Origin of the sequence: Dyadobacter sp. 676 (assembly GCF_040448675.1) — a bacterium.
Classification (GTDB): domain Bacteria; phylum Bacteroidota; class Bacteroidia; order Cytophagales; family Spirosomataceae; genus Dyadobacter.
The window spans coordinates 2,570,767-2,585,926 of sequence record NZ_CP159289.1 but is presented as its reverse complement, the minus strand read 5'-3'; the positions used below and the strand labels follow the sequence as shown (position 1 = coordinate 2,585,926).

Below are 15,160 nucleotides of genomic sequence, written 5' to 3'. Positions count from 1 at the left end.
GGGTTTGCGGTTTGGAACGGAGTATCGACCTGATGACACATTCGTTGTGGCAATAGTTGGAACGGGTTGATTATTAAGAAAGTAGATTTATTTTCAATGAAATATGACGCTTTGCGCACGGCTCCGCCCGGCGGTAATCACCCGGACAACATACTTTCCTGCGGGTAATGCGTAACGCGGGCGCACGGATAAAAGGCCTACCGCATCATGGGTTGAAATGTAGATGGGATGTTCCCGGCCGGCGGCGTCGAAAAGCCGGCAGATAACGGTCGTTTGGGAAGTTGCCGGGCTACCGGGCGCGTCGGCTGGCATAATGAAAAACTGCTGCTGTGTTACCGGGTTCGGAAAGACGGTCAACGGCGCCGGGGCACCGTTACGGAACAGGGCTATGATGGTTGAATAACCGACGGAGCCATTGGTATACACCATCCTGATCCTGTAAAAAATTGTCCCGCTGCCCGCGTTGCTGTCGGTATATCCAAATACCCCCGACTCATTGGACGCCGGAGCCGGGAAACTTTCGAGGTCATTGTAATGGATTCCGTCGGTCGTTTTCTGGACGATCATCGAGGCCAGGCCCGGTACGGGCGCGATGACCCACGTTATCCTGACGTCGTCGTTCAAGGCGCGGGCGCCGATGGTATTCACATATTCGATCGTGCGGGATGTACTTTCGACAGAAAATGGTTGCGAAACGCTTCCGGGGATGATGGGGCTAAGGCCGGTGAGCCGGATACGGTAAATGCCGTCGGTGAGATCGGCGGGTAGATGAATGCGCAACGGGCTGCCGTCACCTGCGCCGACAAAGGTTATAAACTGGCCGGCGCCATCGAGCAACTCCGCATTTATTTGGAATGGCGAAGGCGCATTGCCCGTGATTGCGAATGGAAGGTCAAAAGTCGCATTCGGATACGCGCGGGCGGGCGTTACGCCTGTATGTAGCGCATATGCCGGCTGTAAAGGAATGGTCCTGGCGATGGTGGTGTCGGCCAGGCTCCGGTTCCAGGCCGTGGCTGTCAATGTAAGCCCCTGAATGCCGCCGGGGACATTTTCAAAATGCGCCGAAGCCGGACGGGGAATTTGGATGGTGTCGAGGTCGGGGCCGGGAAAGGCATTGAAACCGGACAGGGCTATCAACCGGTTTTGCGCGTTTAGCACCGGCGGGTAACCGTCCTGCAATTGGTTGCTGGCCGAATTGCGGGCAATGTACCAGGCCACGTTATAACCGGTGTCCCTGCGGCTGTTCTGAATCAGTGTCCTGATCCCTTCGAAATATAGGTCTTCCCTGACACCCTGCTGTGCGTCATTCTCCCCGTGCGACCATAGCACCGCTCTCACGCCCGTGAGCGAGGTCATGTAATGCATTGTATTGACGATATTACTGTAAGGCTGCCGGTTAGGCCAGAATTTGCCTACATATAAATTGTAAGCATCCTTGCCCGAAGCGGCGTCGCGGTAGTTTTCGGCATTGGCGGCTGCCCAGGCTGTATTGAAAAACAGCACCGGCGTTTTCCACCTTTGGAACAACATCTCCCCTAATTCGCCCCAATACCAGGAAGTTTCGCCATTTGGAAAGATATTGTTGCTGCTTTTCAATATTTCGAACGACGGCGCGGGCATAGGGCCATCCGGTGCGACGGTGATATTTTCGGTGTTGAGCGATTTATTCAGTGCATTAAAGGAAATTACATTGGCCGAAGCGTCTTTGGCTCCGAGGTCGGGCAGACCCATCGCGTTGGAATTGCCGGCTACGAGGAATACTTCGCCTACACCCACGCGGTCGACAATCGCGGAGTCGGATATGCCGTTGGCCGCAGTGGCGGTCAGTTTGAGGCGGTACCAGCCGGTAGGAGCGGTGAACGAGGTGTGTAAAAATCCCTGGGTCAGCCGGGTTTGATCAAACTCCTGCTCGTACATGCCGTTGGGATTGCCCCCGACCGGTTGCAATGTGGCGACGATGCGGGAATAGGGATAATGTGCGTAGGCGGTGATGTAAATGGAAGCAGTGCCCGAAGGATCGCGCTGCATAACCTGGTTTGTGACAGGACTTGTAATAACCAGTTGCGCATACACTCGCACCGGCCCCGCCACCAGGCAAAGCAGGGCTAACTTACAAACGACAAGCCGGCTGACCGGAACGTAAATCCTTTCCAACATCGCAGTTGATTGTTAAAGCTCGGACCGTGAATATAAAAGAAAATGACTTTCGGGGCTGGGCTTTGGCATAAGAACGAAAAAAGCCAGCCTCCAAGTGAAGGCCGGCTTTTATAAAGCAGATAAGAAAATACTAGTTATACCCTGGATTCTGAGGTTTCAGGTTCGGGTTGTTCTTCATTTCCTGGATACCCAGCGGGAACAGCAGGTGTTTTTCCTGCAATGCCGCACCGCCGCTCACGTTCATGTTTTTGTGTCCAACGAAGTTGTCGAAACCTTTGGTTTGCTCGTTGAACACTTTACGCAGCCGTACCATATCGAACCAGGTAATGCCTTCATAGGCGAATTCGTACCAGCGTTCGCGCCATACCGCCTCTTTGAAAGTAGCAGGAGTAAATGTACCGATTGCAGGTGTTTTCAGCTTCGCACGATCGCGGATAGCCTTGTAAGCTTCGTAAGCCTCCGTATTAACCGTACCTAATTCGGCCTGCGCTTCTGCATACATCAACAGCACGTCCGCATAGCGCATCTGGTTTACGTTCAGGTTATTCAGGCGGGTAGGGGTAATACCTGGGCCACCCAATGCAGCGATGTTGAAGTATTTGAACACGTATGGAGCGCCCAGGTCAAATTTCTCGCCGGTACCATTGGTATAATAGGTGGTGTAGAACCAGCCTTCCTGGTCTTTCGTACGAAGGTCACCCGTTTCATACGATTCGTAGAACGACCGTGTAGGCACTGTGCTACCGGTTCCGCTGGGCCCTGCATAAGTTACCGCCTTGAAGTTCGGGAAGAAGTCGTTCAACGGGAAACCGGCTACCACGGTGTTGTACTGGATCTGGAACAGGTGTTCCAGGCGGTTTTTCAGTTTTTCGTCGTGTAACTCCTTGTAAGTCGGGAACAGCCCCAGCGTAGAAGGGTTAGCTTTGGCATAATTGATCACTTCGAGGGCTTTGTCTGCCGCTAGTTTGTAATGCGACTGTCCTTTTTGCAACGGGTAGCCGGCCATTGTCAGGTACACTTTCGCCAGATAAGCTTTCACCGCCATTTTAGATACACGTCCGTTGGTAGTAAAATCGGCGAAACCGGCAGCCTCCGCAGCCAGGAGGTCTTCTACGATCAGCTTGTACACTTCCTCCTGTGGTGCTCTCGAAGGGAAGAAATCCTCGGACTCCACAGTCTGCGGCTTGGTGATCAGCGGCACATCGCCCCACAATCTAACCGCGTAGAAATAGGCCCAGGCGCGAAGAAAACGTGCTTCGCCGAGCAGCTTCACTTTCTGCGACTCATTGGCGGCAGGGAATTGGATGCCGGGGATTTTTTCGATCGCCAGGTTGGCGTTCGCGATTACGCGGTACAAGCCGTTCCACCAGTTGCTGATGTGGCCTGTGTTGCCGTCGTAGATGAGGGCGTACAGGTTGTTCAGGTCGGAGTTTTGGCCTGTTTCGGTAGTAGCGGTGCCGGTAGGGGCTTCCAGCATCTGCCAGTTGGCCGAAAAGATACCCGCGCCATCGCCAAAGAAACGCATTTCCGCATAAGTCGCAGCGATAGCGGCTTCGGCGTGGTCAGGAATGGTGTAGAATACGTCCGGTTGAAGGTTAGACGGGTCCTGCTCGTCGAGGAAGTCGGAGCAGGCTGTCGGCCCCAGCAGGATCGCCCCGCAGAGCATTAGCTTATAAAGGTTCTTATTATTTAGTTTCATGCTGAAATTCATTTTTGATGGTACAACGGTTCCGGTTGTTAGAATGCGATCTGCAGACCTCCCAGGTAAGTGGTTGGTTTAGGATAGCTGTGCCAGATCATCCCCTGTGAGAATACGTTGTCGGCGTCGCCACCGCGGATAGGGGTTTGCTCCGGATCTCCGAACGGATATTTGCTGATAATGAAGAAGTTCTGAGCCGATACGTAAAGTCTCAGCTTGCTCAGTTTCAGCTTGCTGGCGATTTCGGACGGGAAGTTGTAGCCGAGCAACAGGTTGCGTCCACGAATGAATGAGCCGTCGAAAATCCAGCGGGTATCCACGTTGGTAACATAGCCAGCCTTCGTATCACGGATCTGTGCGATCATTGTGTTCTGGTGGTCAGGTCTCCATGCATCCAGCACGGTCGTGTAGCTGTTGGCCAATGCCTGGCGGTCTTCGCTGGCGTGCAGGTTCATGTCCATCAGGTCGTTTCCGTAGGAGAATTGCAGGTCGAGTGTCAGGTCGAAGTTCCCGAAACGCAGGTTGTTCGAAAGTGACCCCCATCCTTTGGGTGAACCGTTACCGATAATGCCCCGGTCCGCGTCGGTGATCGCGTTGTCGCCATTCACGTCTTTGTACTTGATGTCGCCCGGCAGCATTTTCAGGTTACCACGGTAGCTGGTGAATTTAGCAGCCTCATCCCTTTCCGCTTCGCTCCATGTTCCAAGGCGTGTGAGTCCCCAGAATGCGCCCACGGGTTCGCCGATGCGGATCACGCTGGTCTGGTTGGTGATCGAAGGCCCGCCCACGCCGAAGATATCCGCAGGCGTTGCCAGTGTCAATACCTTGTTCCTGTTGAACGAGATGTTGAAGCTGGTATTCCACGAGAAGTTTTCCTTTTCGATATTGACGGTGTTCAAGCCAAACTCGAAACCTTTGTTTTCCATCGAACCAATGTTCTTTCTGATCGTCGCATAGCCGCTGGTGCGTGGTACGGGGGCATCGAGAAGCATGTCGGTAGTTTTACGATAGTAGTAGTCCGCTTCGAGGGAGATCCTTCCTTTGAAGAAGCTGATCTCCAGACCGCCGTCTGTCTGAGCGGTTTTTTCCCAGCGCAAATCGTTGTTGGCAAGCCTGTTGATGCCGGTTCCTCCGACACGCGTATCGCCGTAAACCGCCGCGTAGTTGGATCTCAGCAAGCCGAGTGACGAATACGGAGGAATCTCCGAGTTACCGGTCAAACCGTAGCTTGTACGAAGTTTCAGGCTTGAAATGACAGGATTACCTTTGAGAAACTCTTCGTCAGATACTTTCCACGCAAGGGCGGCCGATGGAAAGAATGCAAACCTGTTGTCCTTTCCGAATTTGGAAGATCCATCCGCGCGACCGGTTACTGTCAAAAGGTATTTGTCGAGTAACGTATAGTTCAAACGACCGAAGTACGAGTTAAATGCGAAACGCGACGCACCTGACACGTAAGGGTTGGACGACGGCGCTACCGATCCGGCAGCGAGGTTATCGAATCCGTAATAGTCGGTAGAGAAGTTCTGGGCACCTACGCCGGTTGTGGTGACATTGGTTTCCTGCCATGAAATACCGGCGAGGGCATTGATCGAGTGGATACCAAATGTTTTGTTGTAGGTCAACAAGTTTTCCCACGACCAGAATGTCTCTTTTCTCGTTTCTTTTCTGGCGGTGCCGAGCTCGTTAGGCGTCAATGTACGGGTCTGCGACTGGTTAACCTCCTGGTTGATCACGTTAACACCCAATACCGAACGGAATTCAAGTCCTTTTGCAAGGGTAATGTTTCCGTAAAGGCTACCCAGGGTAGTTTGCGTATTCAGGTTGTATTTACGTCCCATTAAGCGGTGTACCGAGCTGAACGAACCTTCCGCACCCGGATAATCGCGGTTGTTGGCGTAGGAGCCATCCGGCCATTTAACAGGCAGGAAAGGGAAGTCTTCCACCATCTGGCGAGGTACCGCGTCGTTGATGTCGACCAGGTTTTCGGCCTGGTTGTTGTAGCTCAAAGTACCCCCTAAGCGCAACCATTTTTTCACCTGGTCGTCGATGCTGAAACGGGTAGCATAACGTTTCAGGTAGGACGTTTTGATCAGACCCTGGTCGTCGCGGTAGTTTAGCGACAACGAATAGGTCGTTCTCTCATTACCGCCGCTGAAACCCAACTGGTGGTTTTGGGAAACACGGTTCTGAGTCGACTCGCGGAACCAGTCGGTGTCGTAGTTAGGCGAGAATGTACCGTCGGCATTCTTGGTGAATACGTCCGGATGAGCCGCTGCCAGTTGGGCGCGACGCACAAGCGGATCGTGGCTCTTGTATTTGCCTGCGTTCCAACCTTCCGGATCGAATTTCTCCATGTTCTTGTAGGCGAGATCTTCCACCTCCATATATTGCTTGGCGTTCAGCACTTTCGCTCTTTTGGGGCCTGCGGTAGGTACGCTCAGGTCAAGACCGTAAGTGATCTGGCTTTCGCCGGATTTACCTCTTTTGGTGGTAATCATGATCACACCGTTGGCACCACGGGCACCATAAATCGCGGTCGACGACGCATCTTTCAACACCTCCACCGACACGATGTCGTTCGGGTTAATGAAGTCGATCGCCTGGCTCTGCTGGTTCTGGTTACCTTGCGGAAGCATTACACCGTCCACCACGTACAACGGGTTGTTTGACGAGTTGATGGAGCTGAAACCACGGATACGCACGTTGGCGCGACCACCCGGGCGGCCCGAGTTCACGTTCACCTGCACACCGGAGATTTTACCCTGCAAAGCCTGGTTCAACGAAGGCGCCGGGCGTTCCCTCAGTTGTTCTTCTTTCACGGAACCTACCGATCCGGTAAGATCGGATTTCTTCGCGGTACCGTACCCGATCACGACCACTTCGCTAAGCGCCTTGGAATCGGAAGCCAGCGAAACGTCGAGTGTTGTGCGGTTACCGACGGGAAGTTCCTGGCTGATATAACCTACAAAGCTGAAAACCAGCGTCGCATTGTCGGGGACAGAAAGCGTATAGTTACCTTCTCCGTCGGTGGTGGTACCACTGCTGGTGCCTTTTACAACAACGTTTACCCCCGGAAGACCGTCGCCGGTTTCTTTGTCGGTTACTTTTCCTTTGAGGGTTTTATCGATACGGGCAGTAACAGTGATTCCGGAGTTGGCGAGGGCTGCGTTCACAATCACAGGGCTTGCGAGCGCGGGCAGGAGCAATAGAGAGTTACGGATGCCCCTCATTCGGAGCAACCATTGATTGGTATCGGTATTTTTCATGTAGTAAGGCTTGTTAAACGTTTCTCATGCAGTCTTGGAAAACACGAATTTTAGTCATAGATCTCTGTTCGTTAGGTGTTTGCTTTCTTTGTTTAATCATAGTTTGCGGTTTACAGTTAACAATGGTTTCGGTGAATAGTGAAATAATTATAGCTGGTATTTAATAAATTACATTTCGTCAGAGCCGCATTAATCCCTGCCGAGTTTTGAAATCAAATCATGATCACAGACCCTGACAGCACTATGTCAAAAAAGGCATTGATACGGTACGTTTTCTCTGACGGAGGATGGATTGGATGGCGGATGCTCGGGACTGCAACCGATTATCTGCCGGATAAATGCTTCAAATAGTGGCGTCAGTTGGCATTAATAAAAGTCTTTAAGAAAACGCGTTGCAATATTATAATATTTAACAATAGATTTCGAATAACCGGGCAGGAAAATACATAATAATTTGTGCAAACGTTTGCATTAATCCTGTAAAAAATTACCCCGAAAAGCCACTGGATCAACCCGTTATATGCTAATTTTTAATAAAAAAGCCGCCTCCGGCTGTACGCTTCGGAGGACGGCTTTGTGCAAAAATGCTACAACTATCAGGCAATATCAGCTTGATTTATGCTAAAATCCTACATTCTGAACAAGCGCCTTGTTGTTGTCCGTTTCGCGCTGCGGGATGGGTAGGAGCAGGTTCTTTTCGGTGAAGGTCTTGCTGTAAACAGTTTTATGGCCCACGAAATTGTCCCATTGTCGGGTGAGATCGTTCCGAACCTTGCGCGTGCGAAGTATGTCGAACCACATCTTGCCTTCATAACAAAGCTCGAAGTACCGCTCGGCCCAAACGGCTTTCTCGAATTCGTCCACATTGGTCGTCGTCACGGCCGGTGCCGCCCCAGCCACCGCCGCCGTTGTTGAACGTCACGATCTGCGAATAGGCCCCGTCTACGAATGCGCGGGCGATTTCGGGACTCGAAACCGACGAAGAGGTCGTAAGCTGGCCGGTCGGGTTGTCGGTCAGGAAGTCGTTGCAGGAAGCGATGCCCAGCGCCAGGCAAGTATATAGAATATGCTTTTTCATTGTGAGAGTCAGTTTAGGATCACTTTAAAAAACAATGTTCAAACCAAGGTTGTAGGTGCGCGGACGCGGATATTGAAAGAACTCCATATTCGCATTCAACTGCCCGCCGAAGCCGGTCAACGCTTCCGGGTCATAGCCCGAATAGTCGTCGATGAGGAAGAAGTTCTGCGCGCTCGCGTAGATGCGCAGGCGCTGGAAATTGACCTTCCCGAACCTGGTCGGCAGCGAGTAGCCCAGCACGATATTCTGGCCGCGGATAAACGAGCCGTCTTCCACCCACCAGTCGTCCATATGGGTATCGTAACCGGCATTGTAATGGCGGATCTGCGCGATATGCGTATTCTGGTTCTCGGGCGTCCAGGCATTCAGCACGGTGCGCGAGCTGCTGGCGATTGCCTGGCGGTCTTCTACGGAGTGCTTGGTGGCATTTACGGTATTCACGCCCATCACAATGCGGATATCGAACGAGAGGTCGAACTTGCCGAGCTGGAATGTGTTGGCAATATTCATGTTCCATTTGGGATAGGAGCGACCGATAATGGTTTCGTCTTTACCATCGATTTTGCCGTCCTTGTTGATATCCTCCCATTTCAGATCGCCGGGCAGGCGGTTATACTTGGCAGCTTCGTCGGCTTCGGCGGTTCCCCACGTTCCGAGGCGGCGGTAACCCCACAGCGTACCGATCGGCTGACCTATCCGGAGAATATTGGTATTGCCCAAAAAGTTGGGTCCGGGGAAAATGTCGTCGCCGTTCCTGCCGAGGCTTAAGCACTTTGTTCTTGTTGGCCCCGAACTTCGAAGCTCCGTCGTAACGGCTTGTGAAGGTAATGAGGTAGCGGTCAGCAATGCCGAGACGTTGTGGTCTGCCCAATGGTTTTGTTGTAATTGAAATAATTCTCGAATTGCCAGTAAAACTCGTTATTGGCCGAAATACTGGCTGAACCTTTCTGGTCGGCCGACAATGCATTCAGGTCGCGGCCGGAATAGAAATTGTTCTTATCGAACCGAAGCTCATAGCTGTAATTGGTGCGGAGGCTGAGGCCCGGCGTGAATTTGATATGGGAATACAGTTGCCCCAGGATTTAATCTGCCCTGATCGGTGTAACCCACCGAAATGCTGTAAGCGCTTTTTTCGCCGCCACCGCGTACCGCCAGCTCGTGGTTCCGGGCCCAGGTCGGCTTGTAAATTTCCTTTTCCCAATCGGTATTGTATTTGGGTTTGCCGTTGGCGTCGAAGAGATTAGGGAAATTGGCGGGCAAATTGCGCACATACTTGCCATCTTTGAAGCCTTGCTCGTCGAACTTCTCGGCGTTGTCGTATGCCGTGTTGTAGACCTTCATGAACTCGTCGGCTGTAAGCGTTCCGAGCCGGCTTGCAGGTGTAATGTAGGAGCCCCAGATGTCGTAAGAAATCTGCGTCGTGCCCGATTTGCCACGTTTGGTCGTGATAATGATCACCCCGTTGGCACCGCGGGTGCTTGTAGAAGTATGGCTAAATAAAAAGCCCTGTTACGGATATACCGCAACAGGGCTTGAATATGAAACTCCTTATACTCAGGCGAGATCCACCGTCCGTCCGGTTTTCACCGACTCGTCACAAGCGAATGCGATCTGCAAGCTGGTAACGGCGTCCGACAGGTGGTCGGTCAGGTCGAGGTCTTCCTTGATCGCGCGCAGGAAGTAGCGCTGCTCGCGGTTGCAAAGTTCCTGGTGGTCGGGCTCGTCTTCGAGGTTAATCCACGTGTCTTCCTTCGCAAATTCGTCGGAACCGTTCAGGTCGGCGTGGTGTACACGGATCGATTCGGTTTTCGTATGTGCCTCTACGGAAGATGATTTTCCGGTACCGCCCGCGTCTTTCGCGACAATCGACGCCGAGCCTTTCGGTCCGATCACGTCTTTCACGAAGAATGCCGTTTCGCTGATCATCGGCCCCCAGCCGGCTTCGTACCAGCCCACCGAACCATCTTCGAACCAGATTTGCAACTGGCCGTAGTTGTAGTTTCCTGCCGGAATATCGTCGGTCAGGCGTGCGCCGATCGCATTCACACGGAGCGGCTTCGAGCGGGTCATCTGGCACATCACGTCGATGTAATGCACGCCGCAATCCACGATCGGGCTGAGGCTCTTCATGAGGTTGCGGTGAACGCCCCACATGTAGCCGTGGCTTTGCTGGTTGAGGTTCATCCGCATGACCAGCGGCTTGCCCAGGCCCTGCGCTTCGGTCACGAAACGCTCCCACGATGGGTGTACGCGCAGGATGTAGCCAACTACCACTTTTTTATTCGCCTTTTTGGCAGCTTCCACTACCCGCTTTGCGCCTTCGACGGTATCGGCAAGCGGCTTTTCGATGAACACGTGCGCACCGGCTTCGAGCGCCTTGATCGCGAAATCCTCGTGCGTATCGGGATAAGTTGAAATACAGACGGCATCGGGTTTGGTTTCTTTCAATGCCGTTTCATAATCATTGAAAAGGGCATAACCGCCGCCGAGTTTTTCGTTGAGGACCTCCTTGCTTTTTCCGGTCGAAACGATTCCGCAGATCTCGAAACCATCCAGGAGCTGGTAGGCAAAAGCGTGGGAAGCACCCATGTTCCCGCAACCGACTACCAGTACGCGGATGGGGCTTTCGTTTTCAAAAGATGACATAGTTTAAAGATAAATGTTAAGATTATGGGTTAGCAGGAACAAGCGGCATGCAATAGCGCAGCCTTGTTTGTGTGTCAAAATTAGACATTAAAATCCGTATTCGGCCAGTTTTGGTTCAAGTGAAAAAAAATCCGGTTTCGGTGATAAAATTCCCTTTGAAAATCGAAATAACTGTGCGATAATGCATGAATTTTTGTTACTCCTCATCTACTTGTTCATGACTAACTTTTTACTTTCCATCAGGCCGTCCGGTCTGTTCCGCAGGAATGTTTTGTCCATCCAATTCCTGTTGTTTTGCCTCTCTTTCCATGCTTTCGCACAGGATGATTTCAAACCCAAGCTGGGACTGATCGACCGCGCTTCGCTCGAAATGACCGCCTATCCGGGCGACAGTACCGCCGATGCCGTTTACCTGTACGATTATGGCAAAGTCACATTCTCCTACGACAACCTCAAAGGCCTCCTCATGACGTCTAATATCTGGGTTCGGGTCAAGATATTGAAAGAGTCGGCGCTCGACAGGGCCTCGGTTGCCATTCCGCATTATATGGGTTCCAGCTATAAGGAACAGGAATGGATCGAGGACCTGAAAGGCTACACCTACAATCTCGACAATAACCAGATCGTCCGCACAGAGCTGGAAAAGAAAGCCATACGTCGTGAGAAGACTTCCGACACCCGGACTACTGTTAAGTTTAACCTTCCCAATGCTAAAAAAGGTTCGATCATAGAATACTCGTATTCGCTCGTTTCGCCGATGAGCGTAAGACATGAGCCGGATATGTGGGCTTTTCAGGGGTCGATACCACGCAAATGGAGTGAATACAACATTACTATACCGGGTTTCCTGGATTACAAAATGACAATGGGCGGCTACCTGACGCTCGATATTCACGAGCAGGAGCCGGAAAACGTGTCCGTCGGCCACTCGACTTATGACGGGCCCGGATTATCCTACCGGTTTGTTATCAAGGACGTTCCTGCGTTTGTGAATGAGCCTTACATTACGACGGCTTCGGACTACATATCCAAAATCAACTTCGAGCTGGCGAGCATCACGATACCCGGTGAGATGAAAAAGAACTTTTCGCAAACCTGGGACAATGTGGAGCGGACGCTCGACGAAGCCGCCTGGTTCGGAGGCGAGCTGCGGAAAAGTGGTTTCCTGAAAGAAATCCGTGATGAAATCGCCGCGAAAACGACCGATCCGACTGAACGTATGAATCTGGCTTACAAGCACATTCAGAACCATATGAAATGGGACGGCTACTCGGGCTTGTTTTCCGATACGGGTATCAGAAAGGCCTACGACAACCGAAAAGGTAATGCGTGCGATATCAACCTGATGCTCACCGTGCTCCTCCGCGAGCTGGATCTGGAATGTAACCCTTTTCTGTTAAGCACGCGCTCGCATGGGTACCTGCACCAGGAGATCCCGATGCTCGAAAGCTTCAATTATGTGGTGGCGCATGTTAAGATAGGCGAGAAAACGTATTTCCTGGACGCGTCCGAATCCTATTCCAAGCCGGGTATGCTTCCTGAAAGAGCATTAAATGGTTTTGGAAGGCTGATTCCGAAAAAGGGAGCCGGCAGGTTTCTGGAAATCATTCCAGCCGATTCACAAAGCAAACTGGAAATGATCACCGCTACCGTCTCGCCGGAAGACGGGACGATGAAGGGTACTTATAGCATTTCTTACGGCGGTTACGAGGCACTCGACTGGCGTTCCGAATATGCAGCCGGGGCCGATAATGTAGTGCACGAGGCATTGAAAAAAGAAGTTCCGGAATGGAAAATCCAGAATGTGAGTATCAAAAATAAAACGGAAGACCTGAAGGGTACCGTCAACGTCAGCTGCGATTTTGAGGCGGAGGATGAAAACGCATCGCCCGGCGTGTTGTACTTTAACCCTATCATGGCCGGCCGGTGGACGAAGAACCCATTCAAATCCAAGGAGCGCATTTACCCGATCGATCTCGGAACCGGTATCTCAGCCTCATTCATCGGTAATTTCACACTGCCTGAGGGGTATGCTTTGGAAGAAATGCCCAAGGCGGAGATCGTGGTGCTGCCCGATAAAGGAGGTAAATTCTCTTACCAGGTACGGCAGGTGGGCAATGTGATTCAGGTCAATACCATGATCCAGGTCAGCCGGACCCGTTTCCTGCCCGAAGAATATCCGGATTTGAAGGAGTTTTTCGAGCGCGTTGTGCAGAAGCACGCGCAGCAATTGGTGATCAAGAAAAAGAACATTTAATATCCTCCTGTTTTCATGCAAAAATTAAAAATATCAGTCAGAAATATAATATCCGTGTGCCTGCTGTTCCCCCTAAGTGTTTCCGGACAGTCGGATTTCAATGTGGATAAAATCAATCCTGCATTAATAAAGGATGCGAATGCTGTCGTGCGGGTCGATGAACTGGTTTGGGAAATCAAATCCCAGGGCGAGGCCATTCAGAAAAACAGGACGGTGGTCACCATCCTCAACGAAAGCGGGGAGGAGGAGCACGGGGTGCTGTATGTGCGGTACGACAAGTTCACGAAGATCTCCGATATCAGCGGGACCCTGTACGATGCCAGCGGTAAGCAGGTCAAGAAACTGCGTAATTCGGATATCGAGGATTTTGGCTACGGTTCGGGCGGAGACGACATCAGCGATGCACGCATGAAACTGGCCAGTTTTGGGAAAAAGAGCTATGCTTACCCTTATACGATCGAGTACGTGTATGAGGCGCGCAAGCGCAACATGATGATGTACCCATGGTGGACGCCTGTGTCGGACGAGAAATCGGCCGTGGAGCTTTCAACGTACAAAATCAAAGCTCCTGCCGGTTTTAAGTTCAGATATAAAGAATACAACGCGGCCCCGGCTGTCGTAAAATCTGCCGACGCCGATGGCAGCGACTTGTATCAATGGACCCTAAAAGACTATGCAGCAAAAAAATCCGACGATTTCTATCCGCTTCCCGAAGAAGACCGGGTTCCGCATGTCATAGTAGCCCCTTCGGAGTTCGAGGTTCAGGATTACAAGGGAAACTTCAATACCTGGGCGGATTTCGGGAAGTTTTATCATACGCTGAATGCCGGCAGGGACGTGCTGCCGGCTAATACGCTCGCCGAGATAAAAAACGTGATCAAACCGGCGAAATCTGATCGCGAAAAAGCGGAGCTAATCTACAAATGGATGCAGTCGCGTTCCCGCTACGTGAGCATTCAGCTCGGTATCGGCGGCTGGCAGACCATCGACGCCACAACGGTGGCCAATACCGGCTACGGCGACTGCAAGGCGCTTACCAATTTCACCCTTGCGGCATTGCGGTCGGTTGGTATCCAATGCTATCCCGCATTGATCGCCGCCGGAAAAGAACAACGGATGAAGCCCGATTTCCCTAGCAACCAGTTCAATCATGCCATCGCATGCGCATTGGTGGACAAGGACACACTCTGGCTCGAGTGTACCAGCCAGACTACGCGTCCCAATTACATGGGTTCCTCCACAGGCAGCAGGTACGCGCTGCTTGTGACGCCCGACGGCGGCAAGCTCGTGTCTACATTAAATTACAAACCAGACCAGAATGTGCGGAACAGTCGTGTGCTGGTGAAACTGGGCGAGACCGGAGATGGCGAAGTGGATGTGAAGGTTTTGTACACGGGCTTGCAGCATGAGAGCCGTGCGGGTGTGATCAACAGCGGATCGAAGGAAGAACAAAAGAAGTGGCTTTTAAACCATATTAACCTTCCCAGCCTCGACTTACAGCGCTTCGAACTGACGCAAGGGCAGGAAAAGGACCCGTCGGTTACGGAAAAGCTGACGCTGAACGTTCGCAACTGTGCTACCAAAACAGGTACCCGGCTATTCGTTAAACCGAGCCTGCTGAGCCGGCCGTTCGAACTTCCCGCGACGGGCGAGCGCACAACGGATTTCTACCTTCCCATTTCCGACTACAACTTTACCGATCTTGATACAGTGTTATACGAAGTTCCGGCCAGCTATAAATTGGAAACGACCTTGCCCGCCTTTCTGATCGCTTCCGCATTCGGCAGTTATGAACTGAAAACAACGTACGAGAACAACAAGCTCATTTGCGCGAGGAAAGTGGTAATGAACGGCGGGCGCTACGGATCGAAGGATTTTGCGGCCTGGGTCGATTTCCTGAAAAAGATCCGGAAGGCCGACAGGTCGCAGGTGGTGTTCGTCGAAAACAAGCTTTGAGAGGATTTTGGGGAGTATGTTAAAATATGTAAGGAATTGATTAAAACATGTGAATATCCGCATGGGAGCATGGATTAATTTTGGACTAAAATTTTAAC

At 51.8% G+C, this 15,160-nt stretch carries 10 protein-coding genes; 2 read left to right on the top strand and 8 right to left on the bottom strand.

The annotated features are described in order from the left end of the window. Window positions 1–93 precede the first annotated feature (93 nt). From ABV298_RS11525 to ABV298_RS11490, 8 genes are all read right to left on the bottom strand, one after another. Window positions 94–2,157, bottom strand: a complete 2,064-nt coding sequence (locus tag ABV298_RS11525; protein ID WP_353722251.1) for a T9SS type A sorting domain-containing protein — start codon at window positions 2,155–2,157, stop codon at window positions 94–96. Between the two features lie 130 nt (window positions 2,158–2,287). Next, entirely contained in the window at window positions 2,288–3,856 is a 1,569-nt protein-coding gene (locus ABV298_RS11520; RefSeq protein WP_353722250.1) for a RagB/SusD family nutrient uptake outer membrane protein, read from the bottom strand. A gap of 38 nt (window positions 3,857–3,894) precedes the next feature. Continuing rightward, window positions 3,895–7,125, bottom strand: a complete 3,231-nt coding sequence (locus ABV298_RS11515; RefSeq protein ID WP_353722249.1) for a TonB-dependent receptor — start codon at window positions 7,123–7,125, stop codon at window positions 3,895–3,897. Window positions 7,126–7,746: 621 nt separating this feature from the next. Next, on the bottom strand, window positions 7,747–8,025 hold the full coding sequence (locus tag ABV298_RS11510) for a RagB/SusD family nutrient uptake outer membrane protein (RefSeq protein WP_353722248.1): 279 nt from the start codon (window positions 8,023–8,025) through the stop codon (window positions 7,747–7,749). Next, window positions 7,934–8,203, bottom strand: coding sequence for a hypothetical protein (locus ABV298_RS11505; protein ID WP_353722247.1), 270 nt, complete (start codon window positions 8,201–8,203; stop codon window positions 7,934–7,936). The genes ABV298_RS11510 and ABV298_RS11505 overlap by 92 nt, the downstream gene beginning before the upstream one ends. Before the next feature lie 24 nt (window positions 8,204–8,227). Further along, the gene (locus ABV298_RS11500) at window positions 8,228–8,923 is read right to left on the bottom strand and encodes a hypothetical protein (RefSeq protein ID WP_353722246.1); all 696 of its coding nucleotides are present in this window, start codon (window positions 8,921–8,923) and stop codon (window positions 8,228–8,230) included. A gap of 291 nt (window positions 8,924–9,214) precedes the next feature. Continuing rightward, entirely contained in the window at window positions 9,215–9,661 is a 447-nt protein-coding gene (locus tag ABV298_RS11495; protein WP_353722245.1) for a hypothetical protein, read from the bottom strand. A gap of 96 nt (window positions 9,662–9,757) precedes the next feature. Continuing rightward, window positions 9,758–10,849, bottom strand: a complete 1,092-nt coding sequence (locus ABV298_RS11490) for a Gfo/Idh/MocA family oxidoreductase (protein WP_353722244.1) — start codon at window positions 10,847–10,849, stop codon at window positions 9,758–9,760. 217 nt (window positions 10,850–11,066) lie between these two features. On the opposite strand from ABV298_RS11490, the gene ABV298_RS11485 reads away from it, so the two are divergent. After that, on the top strand, window positions 11,067–13,106 hold the full coding sequence (locus ABV298_RS11485) for a hypothetical protein (RefSeq protein ID WP_353722243.1): 2,040 nt from the start codon (window positions 11,067–11,069) through the stop codon (window positions 13,104–13,106). 15 nt (window positions 13,107–13,121) lie between these two features. Beyond that, entirely contained in the window at window positions 13,122–15,062 is a 1,941-nt protein-coding gene (locus ABV298_RS11480) for a DUF3857 domain-containing protein (RefSeq protein ID WP_353722242.1), read from the top strand. Window positions 15,063–15,160: the final 98 nt, after the last annotated feature.